Source organism: Pseudomonas sp. S4_EA_1b, assembly GCF_016307435.1.
Classification (GTDB): domain Bacteria; phylum Pseudomonadota; class Gammaproteobacteria; order Pseudomonadales; family Pseudomonadaceae; genus Aquipseudomonas; species Aquipseudomonas rhodesiae.
In genome coordinates this window covers 155,941-171,609 of record NZ_JAEILC010000026.1, presented here as the reverse complement: position 1 = coordinate 171,609, position 15,669 = coordinate 155,941, and the positions used below count along the sequence as shown (strand labels likewise).

The following is a 15,669-nucleotide window of genomic DNA, read 5'->3' as shown; positions in this document are numbered from 1 at the left end:
AAGGTGGGAGGGGGCTTGCCCCCGATGAACGATTACGCGCGCTTACTTGACGACCACAGTGCCTTTCATCATCGAGATGTGGCCTGGGAACGAGCAGAAGAATGCGTAATCAGTACCCGCCGCCAGCTTCGACACGTCGAAGGTCACGGAATCTTTCTCGCCGGCACCGATGATCTTGGTGTGGGCGATGATGCGGGCGTCGTCTTCTTTCAGGTAGTTCTTTTCGATACCGGCGGCCATGCCATCGGTCGCGACCGGCTGCATGTCAGCGGCGCTGGTCAGCACCCAGTTATGGCCCATGACGTTTTTTGGCAGGCTGCCGGAGTGAGTCAATTCGACGGTGAATTTTTTGCAGCTCTTGTCGATCGTGATTTCCTTGGTGTTGAAGGACATCTGGTCAGTGGAGTCGACGGTAATCTTGCACTCTGCAGCCAGCAACTGGCCGCTGGCCAATGTCAGCAGGGAAACAGCAACGATTTTGGCAAACATGTGAATCTCCAAGGCAGGGTTAAAAACGCATGATGCGGCAAGGGTGCCTGAGACAGGCACGATTTCCTATGATCTGAATCAACAAATTGTATACAACTTTAGGCTATCAGACCTATCGACATAATCAACCGGCCAAAGTGCCGCAGCCTGCTTATGATCGGCTCCATCATCCACTGGAGTCCGAGCCATGCGCCTCAACCAACTGTTCAACGGCCTGCTGGCCGCCTACGCCTGCGGTAAGTGAAGGCCAAGCGCGCTGCTAAGCTGCTACCATGGCGACCCGAGGCAGCCGCGTGCCGCCCACCCTCACCTTCGACCCTAGAGGATTGCCCATGGCCAAACCTAATTACTCCTTCGCCAAACGTCAGAGAGACTTGGCCAAGGAACAGAAGAAAGAGGAAAAGCTACAACGCAAGAAAGCCGCCGCCGATGAAGAAGCCGGCGCGCTGAACCCGGATGCCGATGGTGAAGAAACGAGCGACGAGACCGAAACACCAAAAGATCCGGCTGAATAATTTTCTTTGTGGTGAACGGGCCCGCCCTGTTCACCACAATTCATCGTTACTCCAGCGGCATCACCGTCACCCGCACTTCCGGGTCATGGCTCCCTCCCCCCAGAATCACCCCACGCAACGGCGACACATCGGAAAAATCCCGGCCCCAGGCCAGGGTGATGTGCTCCAGTGCCGGCTGTACGTTATTTGTCGGATCGAAATCCACCCAGCCCGACACCGGGCAATACACAGAAACCCACGCATGGGACGCATCGGCGCCGATCAGCCGTGGCTGGCCGGGTGGCGGCTGGGTGAGCAGGTAACCGCTGATATAACGCGCCGCCAGGCCACGGGAGCGTAGGCACGCAAGCATCAGGTGGGCGAAGTCCTGGCACACGCCGCGACGGCGTTCCAGCACCTCCACCAGCGGTGTAGCGACCTGGGTGGCTTCGGCATCGAAGGTGAATTCGCTGAAGATCTTCTGCATCAACGCTTGCACGCCCAGCAGCAATGGCCGCCCCGGTGCAAAACAGCTTTCCGAAAAATCGACGAAGGTGTGTTTCAAATGCACATAGGGCGACTCGAAGCGATAACGGCAAGCTTCGATCGCCTCGGGCGACATCGGGCGACTGGTGTAGGTCAGGCTGTCGCGGGTTTGATCCCAGGCGGGTGACCGGGCGAAATCCGGCGCCGGGCGCGCCAGCACTTCCACGGTCAATCCGGCATTGACCAACAGCTCGTCATGGGGCCGCTCGAACGCCAGGCGCGTGATGGGGTTGCCGAACACATCCAGCTCGTCGCGGCGTGAAGACGGCGACGGACTAATATCCAACTGTTGCGCGCTGCAGCGCTGCCACTCACATGCACGCGGCCACAGATGCGCCAACTGCTGGGCCAGGGACACCGGGCTGTCATAGTGGTAATGGGTATCGTGGAAAATCTGATAGCGCGCACTCATCACAGCGACACCGTTTGCTGGCTCACATCATCCACATGGGCAAAGTGGCGCAGCGCCAGGCGATCCGACACTTGCCCACTCTCATCGGCCACCGCTTGCAGCAGGTCGGCCAGGCCATCCAGCGCGGCGCGTACGCCGGACTCGCCGAACAGCGGGTTCTCCAGGCAACTCAGGTCGAAGCGCGTAAGGCGCTCCACCAACGGCCCTAGGCCGGTTTCCCGCGGCACGCCAAAGTCGTCGTTGAGCCGCCGCAAGGTGCGGCTCACCAGTTTGAGCTGGAACAACACCGCATGGGGGTTCTGCTCGTCCAGCAGCAACAGGTCGAGCACCGGGATCAGTTGCGGCACCGCCAGGTAGCGCGAGCGGTAGGTGATGCTGCTGTTGCCCAATTCCAGCAACCATTCCAGCCCCGCTTGATCGAACACCGCCACGCCGCGCAGGAACGCCGCAAGGCTGCTGCTGAGAAACTGCAGGCGCTCGATGCGCCGCCCCATCATCAAGAAGCGCCAGCCTTCATCGCGAGTCATGTCGTCCAGGGCGAACCCGGACAGCGCCGCGAGGGACATCACCAGGCGGTTGAGAAAGTCCAGTAACTCGCCGAAGTCCGCCGTTTCGCGCTCCAACTCCAAGGCTTCGCGCTGCAGCTCCACCAGGGCCTGCCAGTTTTCCCGGGACAACTTGCCGCGCACCTGGGACGCCGCCCACTGCAAGCGTTGCAGGTTGGCGCGCAGGCTCGACGGCCAGTCGTCACCGAGCAACGCGGCCAGCAGACGCTCGGGCAGGTCGCCCTCCTCCGGCAACAAGCGCAAGTTCTCGCCCAGTTCCACCGCCGCCTGCAACGCCAGCGGGTCGTCGCCGTCGACATAGCGCGCCAGCACGATCCGCAGCCAGCGCGCGCTGTCATCGCAGCGCTCGCAATACCGGCCGAACCAGAACAGGTTTTCCACCACCCGCGAGGGCAGATACGGGTCGCGGCGCACCAGATCATGGGCGCCGATGGAACGTTGTGCGCGCCACTGTTCGCCGCCGGGCGCCCGCTCGCCGAGCACCCAGGTGTCTTTGCTCGCGCCACCGCGCTGCATCGACACCACCTCGGCATCGGCTTCGGCGGCGACGCGCGTCAGGCCGCCTGGCAGCACGCGATAGCCGTCGTCACTGGCCACGGCGTAAACGCGCATGCCGATGGCACGGTGTTGCAGGTGATCCTCTTCGGTGTGCCACACCGGCGCCTGGGACAGTTGCGCCAGCTCCTGGGCCACGTACGCGTAAGGGCGCGCGCGCATGCGTTCGGTCAGGGCCTGGCGCTGCGCATCATCCAGATCGCGGCCAAACACGGGGGTAAAACTCTGCGACGCAAATGCCGGTTTGATCAGCAACTCCGGCAGCTTTTCCAAGGCTTCGGCAAGCACTGGCGCCTCGCCGCACCACCAAGTGGCGATGGACGGCAGGATCAGTTCTTCGCCAAACAAAAACTGGTTGATTTTCGGCAGAAAGCCCAGCAAACCCGGAGACTCCAGCACGCCGCTGCCCAGGGCATTGGCCACCAGCACATTGCCCTGGCGCACCGCATCGAGCAGGCCGGGCACGCCGAGGGCTGAGTCGGTGCGCAGCTCCAGCGGGTCGCAAAAGTCGTCGTCCAGGCGGCGCATGATCGCATTCACGCGGCGCAGGCCACTGAGGGTTTTGAGGAACACGCGGCTGTCGCGCACAGTGAGATCGCCCCCCTCCACCAGCGGATAACCGAGCTGACGGGCGAGGTAGAGGTGTTCGAAGTAGCTTTCGTTGAAACGCCCGGGGGTGAGCAGCACGATCAGCGGCGTCTGATCATCGCCGGGGGCCTGGCGCGCTAAGGTTTCCTGCAGTGTGCGGAAAAAACCGGTGAGGTGCTGCACCTGCAAGTCGCGGTACAGGTCCGGGAAGGCACGGGACACGATGGTGCGGTTTTCCAAGGCGTAGCCGGCACCCGACGGCGCCTGGGTGCGGTCGGCGGTGACCCACCAGCGGCCATCCGGGGTGCGCGCCAGGTCAACCGCATACAGGTGCAAAAACGTGCCATCGGGCGGCTGGATGCCCTGGCACGGCCATAGGAAGTTGTTATGCCCGAACACCAGTTCCGCCGGCAGCAGACCTTCCTTGATCAAGCGCTGCGGGCCATACAGATCGGCCAGCACCGCGTTGAGCAAGCGCGCACGCTGGGCGATGCCGGCCGCCAGATGCTGCCACTCGTCAAAGGCCAGCACATGGGGCAACAGGTCCAATTCCCATGGGCGGTCGGCGCCTTTAGGGTCGGCGTAGACGTTGTAGGTCACGCCGTTTTCCTGGATCTGCCGGGTCAACAGCGCCTGGCGCTGGGCCAGCTGCGCCGGGGTGCTGCGCTGCAGGTGATCGAGCAGGCGTCGCCAATGGGCACGCACTACGCCGCTGTCGTCCAGCAATTCATGATAAGTGCCCGCGGTCAGCGGGTAACGGTCGAGCAAGTCGGACATGGAACGCTCGGCAGAGGCAAAGGGGCTCAGGTTAACTCAGATTCATTGCAATCAACGGTGGGCGGGAGCTGGGCCCTCCCACCTTCAATCGCAGTCAGTCATTCTTATTGGCAAAGCGTCGTAGATCCAGGGTCATCGGTAATTCATCGTTGATCACGATGGTCGGTACGGGGAGCTTTCCGGGTGTATGGCCGAGCCGGAAAAACCGCGCCATGCGCCGGCTCTCCGCCTCGTTGGCATTCACCGGCAAGCTGTCGTAATTGCGCCCGCCCGGATGCGCAACATGGTACTGGCAGCCGCCCAGCGAGCGCTGCATCCAGGTGTCGAGCAGGTCGAACACCAGCGGCGCATGCACCGGGATGGTCGGTTGCAGGCAGTTGGCCGGTTGCCAGGCGCGGTAGCGCACACCCGCGACGAACTCACCGACACGACCAGTGGGTTGCAGCGGCACCGGGATGCCGTTGCAGGTCAGCAGATAACGTTGTGGCGGCAGGCCTGTGAGCTTCACTTGCAGGCGCTCCAGGGACGAATCCACATACCGCACCGTGCCGCCCGCCGCGCCCTCTTCGCCCAGCACATGCCAGGGTTCCAGGGCCTGACGCAATTCCAGCTCGATACCGCTGACGGCATAGTCGCCGACCTTGGGAAAACGAAACTCCAAGTGCGCGGCAAACCATTCGGCCCGCAGCGGATACCCGGCGGCATTGAGTTCGACGATAACGTCGGCAAAGTCCTGCTCGATAAAGTGCGGCAGCAGGAAACGGTCATGCAGCTCGGTGCCCCAGCGCGCCAGCTTGGCCGGGGCGTAGGGTTCACGCCAGAACCGCGCGACCAAGGCGCGCAGCAGCAACTGTTGGGTCAGGCTCATGCGCGCATGGGGCGGCATTTCAAAGGCACGCAGTTCCAACAGGCCCAGACGGCCGGTGGCGCCGTCGGGGGAGTAGAGTTTGTCGATACAGAACTCGGCGCGGTGGGTATTGCCCGTGACGTCGATCAGCAGGTTGCGCAGCAGGCGGTCGACCTGCCACGGCGGGCATTCCTCATCGGGTTCGGGCATTTGCGCGAAGGCGATCTCCAGCTCGTACAGCGCATCGTTGCGCGCTTCGTCCACCCGCGGCGCCTGGGACGTGGGGCCGATAAACAGCCCGGAAAACAGGTAGGACAACGACGGGTGGTTATGCCAGTAACTGATCAGGCTGCGCAGCAGATCCGGGCGGCGCAAGAACGGCGAATCCTTGGGCGTGGCGCCGCCGAGTACGAAGTGGTTGCCGCCGCCGGTGCCGGTGTGGCGCCCGTCGATCATGAATTTTTCCGTGGTCAGTCGGGTTTGTCGCGCCTCTTCGTAGAGAAACTCGGTGCGCTCTACCAACTCGTCCCAAGTGGCGGACGGTTGCACGTTGACCTCGATCACACCCGGGTCCGGCGTGACCCGGAAGTTGCTCAGCCGCGTATCGGCCGGTGGCTCGTAGCCTTCCAGCAGCAGCGGGCAATGCAGTTCTTCTGCGCTGGTTTCGATGGCGGCGACCAGTTCCAGATAATCTTCCACGCGCTCCAGCGGCGGCATAAACACGTACAGCCGCCCTTCGCGAGCCTCGGCGCACAGCGCGGTGCGGGTCAGCCAATCGGCGGACTCGTCCACCTGCGGCACGCGTTCGTCGTTGGGAGCCGGCTCGGCGTGATGGTGCAGTTGCGCGTTATCCGGCAGCTCCGGCAGATCCTGGTTAGGGTCTGTGGGGTGCACGAACGGATACTCCGCCGCCGTTACCCAGGGCTGCGACGCCAATGGCAGGCGGTAGCCAAGGGGTGAGTCTCCCGGCACCAGCCGGCAATGGGTGTCGCGCAGGTACCAGCGCCCGCTCTGCCAGCGGTCATTGGCCGCCGTGCGCGCCAGCGGCAGCACATGGCCGATGACTTTATCCAAACCCTGGCTGAACACTTTGCGCAGGCGCTCGCGTTCCAGTTCGTCGCTGAGTCGCGGGTCTTGCGCCGTGACGTTCCGCGGCAGCGCACCTTCGCGCCACAGGTAATAAAAATGATCCTCGAAGGCCGGGAACACGAAACGCGCGGGCAATTTGAGGCGCTCGGCGACGCTGGCCAGGAAGCGCCCAGCCAACTCGTCATTGGCGCCGTAGTCCCGCTGCTCGTCGGCGATCAGTGCGCTGTTGTGCCAGATCGGCACGCCGTCGCGACGCCAATAGCAATTGAGCGACCAGCGCGGCAGTTGTTCGCCGGGGTACCACTTGCCTTGGCCGAAGTGCACCAGGCCCTGGGGCGCGTAGTGCTGGCGCATGCGCTGGAACAACTGGGCAGACAGGCGCCGCTTGTCCGGCCCGAGCGCGGCGGTGTTCCACTCGGCGCCGTCGGGGTCGTCGATGGACACGAAGGTCGGTTCGCCGCCCATGGTCAGGCGCACGTCGTGCTTGAGCAGGTCGCCGTCGATCTGCCGGCCCAGGGCATGGATCGCGCGCCACTGCTCTTCGGTGTAGGGCTTGGTGACACGCGGTGCCTCCCAGATCCGCTCCACCGACATTTCGTGGGCAAACTCGCACTCGCAAGGCTCCACCAGCCCACTGATCGGTGCGGCAGAGGAAGGATCGGGGCTACAGGCCAACGGGATATGCCCTTCCCCCGCGAACAGGCCGGAGGTGGCATCCAGGCCGATCCAGCCGGCACCAGGCAAGTACACCTCACACCAGGCGTGCAGGTCAGTGAAATCCACATCGGTGCCGGACGGCCCGTCCAGGGCTTTGACGTCGGCGGTGAGCTGGATCAGATAACCCGACACAAACCGCGCCGCCAGCCCCAGGTTGCGCAACAGTTGCACCAGCAGCCAGGCCGAGTCGCGGCACGAACCCGAGGCGTTTTCCAAGGTGAATTCCGGGGTCTGCACACCGGGTTCCATGCGGATCAGATAGCCGATGTCCGCCGCCAGGCGCTGATTGAGGCCCACCAGAAAGTCCACCGCCGGCAGCGGCGTGCGGTCGATACCAGCCAGGTAAGCGGCGAACTTCGGCGTCAGTGGCAGGGTTTCCAAGTACGGCGCCAGCTCGCGCTGCTCGTCGGCGGCGTAATTGAAGGGAATGTTTTCGGCGTAGGGCTCAAGAAAAAAGTCGAACGGGTTGAACACCGCCATCTCGGCGACCAGATCGACTTCAATGCGCAGTTCGGCGGTTTTTTCCGGAAACACCAGGCGCGCCAGGTAATTGCCCTGGGGGTCTTGTTGCCAATTGATGAAGTGCTGCTCGGGCAGCACTTTCAGCGCATAGGACAAAATCCGCGTACGGCTGTGGGCCGCCGGGCGCAAGCGCACAATTTGCGGGCCGAGTTCGACAGCACGGTCGTAGCGGTAATGCGTAACGTGGTGCAACGCGACATGAATCGACACGGCGGCCTCCTGCGAGCCAGGGCATGGGCACATAGCGCGCAAGACTTATGCCAGAGCAGCGGTCATTGCGCGTTATCGTAAGACCCGGTGCAGTACAGCACCAAAACGGCGCCTTCGTAGAGGGCAATAGTGCAAGCGTTGCACCTATTTGTGACGCGAGTAGGCGAATGAAGAGCAAATCCAGCCAATCAACGGGCTTTTCGCTGCGCAACGACGGCATGGCGCAGACGACGTATTTCGAGGAGTCTGTGGCGCATTTCGCGGTGGCGCTTGCTGTTGAGCAATAGCAACCCCAGCAACGGAAACAACAACGCCGAGCCGTATACCAGCAAGTGAAGGTCGTATTGAATCATCGGCACGACGAACAACAGGCAGCACACCAGGTAGCCTGCCACCAGCCTGGTCGCCCAGGGATAGCCTCGAGCGATCATCACGTTGCCAAACACTAGCACCGCCACCAATACCAGGATCGCAGCCCCTGAATAGCTGGACTTGAGCGCGGGATCAACTCCGCGCAGGTACGTCACGCCCGCCATGGACACTGCGGCCGAGCCAGAAAAGATCGCCATGAACACGGTACCCATGAATACGGGAAAATAGCGCGCCAGGAAGCTGCCCATGTCGGGAAAGCCCTTCATTCCGTCAAATCCTCGAACAGACCGATCGCAATGGTTTCAGCCGTGCCCACATGGCCGGTTCGATAGCTGCCCCAGATCCCCAACAGGCCCCCCAATGCATCCTTGATTTGCGTCAGCGTGGCATGACGGATTTGCGTCGAGCTGTAGCTTTTGGTCAGTTTGCCGGCACGCTGCTGCAATTTGATCAATTTGGGGGTCAGGCTCGGGTCTCTCAGGCTGAGCAACTCCTTGGTCAACTTCTTACGCTCCTGGCGCGTCAGACCTTTGAGCAACTCGTACCAACTCTTGCCTAATGCGGCAGCTTTTTTGGCCTTGAGCAGCCGGAACGTGGTCAAGGCGCCCGTGCCGATGCCCACCAGCGAGGCGGCATCGAGAACTGGGGAAACGGCGCCATACCATTCCGCGTCGTCCATGCGGTCGTTGGCTTCAGGGTCAAGCACTTCGTTGTAAGTACGCGCCACGCCAAAACCGCATTGCGCGCTGCTGGCCAATGCCGCCGTGACGCCAATGCCCACCACAAAAGCACTGGCGCCAGCGGTGAACGGTACAGCGACACTGCCGCTGAACACCACAATCCAGCCAATCACCGCCGCGCCGCAGGAAAGCCCCATATCAAACGCCTCCTTCTGCAGGCGACCTTCACGGGGGTCGGTCTTCACCTGCTCCACAAACTGGGCAGGCGAAATGTACTTCTGCGCTTCACGCAAAATGATGCGCTTGGGCTTGATACTGCAAATGGGCTTGAATTCGCGCAGGGTGACGACGTTGAAGTCGGCGTCGATATACACCACGCCTGCGCCGACGATGCCGGGGTCGGCGTCAATGGCGGCGAATAAGCGCGGCAAATTGATCTGACTTTCGATGCGCTGGCGCGCCATGAACTGGGAGCGGTTGGAGTCCATACCGATGCCGGCCAGAGGGTTGCCCATGAGGAGTTCTTCCTTGAAGGGTGGAGACTGGACTGACGCTATCGGGGGCAAGCCCCCTCCCACAATTGGAGCGTGAATGCGGTCAAGCGTGGGAGAGGGCTTGCCCCCGATAGCGCTTCAATGGGCGCCACCTTACCAAACAGCCTCACCCCCGACCAGAAAGCAAAACGCCAGCACAAGGCTGGCGTTTTGCATTTTCAAGCGACGATCAACGCGGCACCACCGGCTTGCGGGTTGGCTTGCCGCCCTTGCCCTTGGCCGCATCGCTACGCTCCTTAGCCGCCTGCTTGTTACGCGCCTGGGCTGCGGCCTTGGCTTGTTCACGCTTGTCCCACGGGTTGCTGCCGTCGCTGCCACGGGGTGGCAGGCCGGTGTGCTGGGTGAGGATCTTGGTGGTGGTCTGCTTGGCGACCTTGTGGCTACCGGCCGGCGTCGAGTTCTTGCGACGGGCGCTCTGGTAGCTGTCGGTGCTCGGCTGATGCAGCGGGATCAGTTGGTCCTTGCCCGGCCCGATCAGGTCGGCGCGGCCCATGCGGGTCAGCGCTTCGCGCAGCATCGGCCAGCCTTTCGGGTCGTGGTAGCGCAGGAAAGCCTTGTGCAGACGGCGCTGCTCCTCGCTCTTGACGATAGTTACTGCGTCACTCTTGTAAGTGACCTTGCGCAGCGGGTTCTTGCCCGAGTGATACATCGCGGTGGCGGTGGCCATCGGCGACGGGTAGAACGCCTGCACCTGGTCGGCGCGGAAACCGTTGCCCTTGAGCCACAGCGCCAGGTTCATCATGTCTTCATCGGTGGTACCGGGGTGAGCGGCGATGAAGTACGGGATCAGGTACTGTTCCTTGCCCGCTTCCTTGGTGTACTTCTCGAACATGCGCTTGAACTTGTCATAGCTGCCGATGCCCGGTTTCATCATCTGGTTGAGCGGACCTTCCTCGGTATGTTCCGGGGCGATCTTCAGGTAACCACCGACGTGGTGAGTCACCAACTCTTTCACGTATTCCGGCGACTCCACGGCGAGGTCGTAGCGCAGACCGGAGGCGATCAGGATCTTCTTCACTCCCGGCAATGCACGGGCGCTGCGGTACAGCTGAATCAACGACGAATGGTCGGTGTTCAGGTTCGGGCAGATGCCAGGGAACACGCACGATGGCTTGCGGCACGCGGATTCGATTTCCGGGCTCTTGCAGGCGATACGGTACATGTTCGCGGTCGGGCCGCCGAGGTCGGAGATCACCCCGGTGAAGCCTGGGACTTTGTCACGGATCTCTTCGATCTCGCGAATGATCGACTCTTCGGAACGGTTCTGGATGATGCGGCCTTCGTGCTCGGTGATCGAGCAGAAGGTGCAGCCGCCGAAGCAGCCACGCATGATGTTCACCGAGAAGCGGATCATGTCGTAGGCCGGGATCTTCTCCTTGCCGTACGCCGGGTGCGGGACGCGTGCGTAAGGCATGCCGAACACGTAGTCCATTTCTTCGGTGGTCATCGGGATGGGCGGCGGGTTGAACCACACGTCCACTTCACCGTGCTTTTGCACCAGGGCGCGGGCGTTGCCCGGGTTGGTTTCCAGGTGCAGCACGCGGTTGGCGTGGGCATAGAGCACCGCGTCATTGCGCACTTTTTCCACCGACGGCAGGCGGATCACGGTTTTGTCGCGGGTCATCTTGGGGCTGGCGAGGATCTGCACGACCTTGGCTTCTTCCGGGTCGTCGACCGGGCCTTTCTCCTGCTCGATGGCGCAGGCCTGGGTGTCCTGGGTGTTCACATACGGGTTGATGATCTTATCGATCTTGCCCGGACGGTCGATGCGGGTGGAGTCCACTTCGTACCAGCCCGCAGGCGTGTCACGGCGGATAAACGCGGTGCCGCGCACATCGGTGATGTCTTCGATCTTGTGGCCCCAGGACAGGCGCTGGGCCACCTCGACGATGGCCCGCTCGGCGTTACCGTACAGCAGGATATCGGCGGTGGCGTCGATCAGGATCGAGTTGCGCACGCGATCCTGCCAGTAGTCGTAGTGGGCGATGCGGCGCAGGGAAGCTTCGATGCCGCCGAGCACGATCGGCACATTCTTGTAGGCTTCCTTGCAACGCTGGCTGTACACCAGGCTGGCGCGGTCCGGGCGTTTGCCGGCCATGCCGCCAGGGGTGTAGGCGTCGTCGGAGCGGATTTTCTTGTCGGCGGTGTAACGGTTGATCATGGAGTCCATGTTGCCGGCCGCGACGCCGAAGAACAGGTTCGGCTCGCCGAGCTTCATGAAGTCGTCTTTGGACTGCCAGTTCGGTTGGGCAATGATCCCGACGCGGAAGCCCTGGGACTCCAGCAGCCGGCCGATGATCGCCATGCCGAACGACGGATGGTCAACGTACGCATCACCGGTGACGATGATGATGTCGCAGGAATCCCAGCCAAGCTGATCCATCTCCTCCCTGCTCATCGGCAGGAATGGCGCAGGGCCGAAACATTCGGCCCAGTACTTGGGATAGTCAAATAACGGCTTGGCTGTTTGCATGACGGTGACCGGTGTTGAGATGAAAAATCGCGGGCGCGGAATATAGCACAAAATATGACCAATTCCGACGGTAATGGTCGGAATTGAGCAGAAGGCTTTATTCGTCGTCGTCGAAGTTGTAGCTGCCCGGCGCCAGGTTTTCGAAGCGCGTGTACTTACCGATAAACGCCAGGCGGATAAAGCCGATCGGCCCGTTCCGCTGCTTGCCGATGATGATCTCGGCGATGCCTTTATGCTCGGTCTCCGGGTGATACACCTCGTCGCGGTATACGAACATGATCACGTCGGCGTCCTGCTCGATCGCACCCGATTCCCGCAAGTCGGAGTTCACCGGGCGTTTATTGGGGCGCTGTTCCAAGGAACGGTTGAGCTGGGACAGTGCCACCACCGGGCAGTTGAATTCCTTGGCCAAGGCTTTCAAGGAACGGGAGATCTCGGAAATTTCGTTGGTGCGGTTATCGCCGCTGGAGCCCGGGATCTGCATCAGCTGCAGGTAGTCGATCATGATCAAGGCGATGTCGCCGTGCTCACGCACCAAACGACGGGTACGCGCACGCATCTCCGAAGGGCTGATGCCCGCCGTGTCATCGATAAACAACTTGCGGTCGTTGAGCAGGTTGACCGCCGAGGTTAGGCGCGGCCAGTCGTCGTCTTCCAACTGACCGGAACGCACTTTGGTCTGGTCGATGCGGCCCAGGGACGACAGCATACGCATGATCAGCGATTCGCCTGGCATCTCTAGGGAGTACACCAGAACGGTCTTGTCGCTGCGCAACACGGCGTTTTCCACCAGGTTCATCGCGAAGGTGGTTTTACCCATCGACGGACGGCCGGCCACGATGATCAAGTCGGCCGGTTGCAGGCCGCTGGTCTTCTCGTCGAGGTCGGTGTAGCCGGTGGAAATGCCGGTGATGGCGGCGTCGGTGTTGAACAAGGTGTCGATCCGGTCAATGGCCTTGGTTAACAGCTCGTTGACGCCTACCGGGCCGCCGGTTTTCGGCCGGGCTTCGGCGATCTGGAAGATCTGGCGCTCGGCTTCATCGAGGATTTCTTCAGCGGTGCGGCCTTCGGGGTTGAAGGCACTGTCGGCGATTTCAGTGCTGATGCCGATCAACTGACGCAGCGTGGCGCGCTGACGCACGATCTGGGCATAGGCCTTGATGTTGGCGACGGACGGCGTGTTTTTCGCCAACTCGCCCAGGTAACCGAGGCCGCCGACCTGGGAGGTCTGGCCTTCTTTATCGAGCTGCTCGGCCAGGGTCACCACGTCGATCGGGGAGTTCTGGTCGGCCAGCTTGGCGATGGCGCGGAAAATCAGGCGATGGTCATGACGATAGAAGTCCCCGTCCGAGACTTGATCCAGCACGCGTTCCCAGGCGTTGTTGTCCAGCATCAAGCCACCGAGCACGGCCTGTTCGGCCTCGATGGAATGCGGCGGCACCTTCAGGGCAGCGGTTTGCAGATCGTATTGCTCAGGAGCGGAAATATCGTTCATGGCCACTTGGAATTTGGGGTGTGTAGAAAAACAAAAGGCACGACCTGTAAACAGGATCGTGCCCGATGTTAACTGGCTGACACGCGAGGTGCCAGTCAGTTAGGTACAGCCTTAAGCAGCTACCACAACAACGCGTACGGTGGCTTCAACTTCGGCGTGCAGGTGCACGGCTACGTCGAATTCGCCTACGTTGCGGATGGTGCCGTTCGGCAGACGAACTTCGCTCTTCTGCACTTCAACGCCGGAGGCGGTCAGTGCATCAGCGATGTCGTGGGTGCCGATCGAACCGAACAGCTTGCCTTCGTCACCGGCGGTGGCAGTGATAGTCACTTCCAGCTCCGCCAGTTGGGCAGCGCGAGTTTCGGCCGATGCTTTTTTGTCTGCTGCGGCTTTTTCCAGCTCAGCGCGACGCTCTTCAAACGCAGCCAGGTTGGCAGCGGTTGCAGCGGTGGCTTTGCCGTATGGCAGCAGGTAGTTACGACCGTAGCCGGCCTTAACGTTCACTTTGTCGCCCAGGTTGCCCAGGTTGGCGACTTTTTCCAGAAGGATCAGTTGCATGTGAAAATCCTCTAACTTTTAACCTTCACCGTTCGCGTTATCGGCGTCTTTCGGCGCCAGACGACCGCGAAAATCAATCAGGCCGTCGACAATGGCCAGAACCACGAGTAACGGATAGATCAGCTGCATGAACAGCAACAGCGTCACGTACAACCCCACCAGCCAAAACTTGGCCAGGCGCTTCTGCGCGGCGAGCCCATGGATCAGGGCCAGCCCGGCAAACACCAGCGGTACACTGCAAATCGGCGCCAACAAGGCCATCTGTGGACCGAAGTTCGGTCCGACAACCATGCACGCCAGCAGCAACATCGCCGGTCCCGCGGGGATTCTGATACTGCGAAACTCGCGACCAAAACCACCCGGGTTGTACAACAACGCCTGCCAATAACGCCCAAGAATCAGGCTCAGCACGCTGACGACCTGCAACAATGCCGCAATCAGGCCGGTCAGGACCGGGGCAATCAGTGACGCAAACCGCGCTCGCTCATCTACCGACAATTGCTGGTAGAGATCCCCGAGGGCCAGCGGCAGGATCTTGACGATTTCCTGCGCCAGCGCCTCGATTTGCGGGCGGAAAGCCGCGCCAAGCATCACTGAGTACACCAACCCCAATGCCACGCTGACCAGCAGCGTGCGGACCCAGGACTCGCTTGCGCGCAAAACCAACGCAAGGCTCGATGACCCCAGCAGTACCAGAAGTACCCTTGGATCACCCATTTGCAGCCACCAGATCAAGGCCGGCAACAAACCCAGGGCAAGAACGCCAACGGCGTCCTTCAAACCGCGCCGCAGCAGCACAAGGCAACCCGCGGCAGCACCCAACCAATAAAGCAACGGCAACGCCGCACAGCCAGCCACTACCAGAGTGGCCTGCATACGACCGCGCATGATGAACTCAGCTAAGGCGCGCATGCATTCAATCCCTTACTACTTGTCGACTGCCCGGTCTCAGCGGCCGTGGCTGTCGGTGTAGGCCAGCAGGGCCAGGAAGCGGGCGCGCTTGATAGCGGTGGCCAGCTGACGCTGATAACGTGCTTTGGTACCGGTGATACGGCTTGGAACGATTTTGCCGGTCTCGGATACGTAGGCTTTCAGAGTGTTGAGATCTTTGTAATCGATCTCTTTCACGTCTTCAGCGGTGAAGCGGCAGAATTTACGACGACGGAAGAAACGTGCCATTTGATAGGCTCCTTAAAAGGTCCGTGGATTACTCGTCAGCGTTATCGCTGTTGTCGCTGTCATCACTGTCAGCGCTATCAGCGCCTTCGTGCTCAGGACGGTCGCGACGCTCACGGCGCTCACTGCGGTTTTCTTCAGCCTTGAGCATCTCGGATTGGCCGGTAACGGCTTCTTCGCGACGGATGACCAGGTTACGGATCACTGCATCGTTGTAGCGGAAGTTGTCTTCCAGCTCGGCCAGGGCCTTGCCAGTGCACTCAACGTTCAGCATCACGTAGTGAGCCTTGTGAACATTGTTGATTGCGTAGGCCAGTTGACGACGGCCCCAATCTTCCAGACGGTGGATTTTGCCGCCGTCTTCTTCGATCAGCTTGGTGTAACGCTCAACCATGCCGCCGACTTGCTCGCTTTGATCCGGGTGGACCAAAAAGATGATTTCGTAATGACGCATGAATGCTCCTTACGGGTTGTAGCCTGCCGCTCAAAAACGGTCAGACAAGGAGTGAATGACACTTATGGATCTTGCCGCAGGGAGGCACATCGGTG

The 15,669-nt window shown here is 61.4% G+C and carries 13 protein-coding genes; 1 reads left to right on the top strand and 12 read right to left on the bottom strand.

Annotated elements, in window-relative coordinates; genetic code table 11:
* Nucleotides 1–42: 42 nt before the first annotated feature.
* The gene (gene azu, locus YA0848_RS09610) at nucleotides 43–489 is read right to left on the bottom strand and encodes an azurin (RefSeq protein WP_034111536.1); all 447 of its coding nucleotides are present in this window, start codon (nucleotides 487–489) and stop codon (nucleotides 43–45) included.
* Between the two features lie 332 nt (nucleotides 490–821).
* Between azu and YA0848_RS09605 the strand changes: the two genes are divergently transcribed.
* Nucleotides 822–1,004, top strand: coding sequence for a hypothetical protein (locus tag YA0848_RS09605; RefSeq protein WP_034095623.1), 183 nt, complete (start codon nucleotides 822–824; stop codon nucleotides 1,002–1,004).
* A gap of 46 nt (nucleotides 1,005–1,050) precedes the next feature.
* Here YA0848_RS09605 and YA0848_RS09600 read toward each other — a convergent pair whose 3' ends face one another.
* From YA0848_RS09600 to rpsF, 11 genes are all read right to left on the bottom strand, one after another.
* The gene (locus tag YA0848_RS09600) at nucleotides 1,051–1,941 is read right to left on the bottom strand and encodes a transglutaminase family protein (RefSeq protein ID WP_169902906.1); all 891 of its coding nucleotides are present in this window, start codon (nucleotides 1,939–1,941) and stop codon (nucleotides 1,051–1,053) included.
* Nucleotides 1,941–4,427: a circularly permuted type 2 ATP-grasp protein gene (locus tag YA0848_RS09595; protein WP_034095621.1), complete on the bottom strand. Its 2,487-nt coding sequence runs from the start codon at nucleotides 4,425–4,427 to the stop codon at nucleotides 1,941–1,943. The genes YA0848_RS09600 and YA0848_RS09595 overlap by 1 nt, the downstream gene beginning before the upstream one ends.
* Before the next feature lie 94 nt (nucleotides 4,428–4,521).
* Nucleotides 4,522–7,812, bottom strand: coding sequence for a transglutaminase family protein (locus tag YA0848_RS09590; RefSeq protein ID WP_169902910.1), 3,291 nt, complete (start codon nucleotides 7,810–7,812; stop codon nucleotides 4,522–4,524).
* Between the two features lie 188 nt (nucleotides 7,813–8,000).
* On the bottom strand, nucleotides 8,001–8,450 hold the full coding sequence (locus YA0848_RS09585) for a hypothetical protein (protein ID WP_034111530.1): 450 nt from the start codon (nucleotides 8,448–8,450) through the stop codon (nucleotides 8,001–8,003).
* The gene (locus tag YA0848_RS09580; protein ID WP_034095618.1) at nucleotides 8,447–9,379 is read right to left on the bottom strand and encodes a hypothetical protein; all 933 of its coding nucleotides are present in this window, start codon (nucleotides 9,377–9,379) and stop codon (nucleotides 8,447–8,449) included. The genes YA0848_RS09585 and YA0848_RS09580 overlap by 4 nt, the downstream gene beginning before the upstream one ends.
* 208 nt (nucleotides 9,380–9,587) lie before the next feature.
* Complete coding sequence (locus YA0848_RS09575) at nucleotides 9,588–11,891, bottom strand: YgiQ family radical SAM protein (protein WP_034111528.1); 2,304 nt, start codon at nucleotides 11,889–11,891, stop codon at nucleotides 9,588–9,590.
* 97 nt (nucleotides 11,892–11,988) lie between these two features.
* Nucleotides 11,989–13,386 carry a replicative DNA helicase gene (gene dnaB, locus YA0848_RS09570; protein WP_034095616.1) on the bottom strand — a complete coding sequence of 466 codons (1,398 nt, stop codon included), beginning with the start codon at nucleotides 13,384–13,386 and terminating at the stop codon, nucleotides 11,989–11,991.
* A gap of 111 nt (nucleotides 13,387–13,497) precedes the next feature.
* Nucleotides 13,498–13,944 (bottom strand): 50S ribosomal protein L9, encoded by a 447-nt coding sequence (gene rplI, locus YA0848_RS09565; RefSeq protein WP_003171376.1) that lies wholly within the window; start codon nucleotides 13,942–13,944, stop codon nucleotides 13,498–13,500.
* An 18-nt stretch (nucleotides 13,945–13,962) separates the two neighbouring features.
* A complete protein-coding gene (locus YA0848_RS09560; RefSeq protein ID WP_034095615.1) occupies nucleotides 13,963–14,856 on the bottom strand; it encodes a hypothetical protein in 894 nt (297 codons plus the stop codon).
* Nucleotides 14,857–14,892: 36 nt separating this feature from the next.
* Entirely contained in the window at nucleotides 14,893–15,123 is a 231-nt protein-coding gene (rpsR, locus tag YA0848_RS09555) for a 30S ribosomal protein S18 (protein ID WP_002551829.1), read from the bottom strand.
* A 28-nt stretch (nucleotides 15,124–15,151) separates the two neighbouring features.
* On the bottom strand, nucleotides 15,152–15,574 hold the full coding sequence (rpsF, locus tag YA0848_RS09550; protein ID WP_003236224.1) for a 30S ribosomal protein S6: 423 nt from the start codon (nucleotides 15,572–15,574) through the stop codon (nucleotides 15,152–15,154).
* Nucleotides 15,575–15,669: the final 95 nt, after the last annotated feature.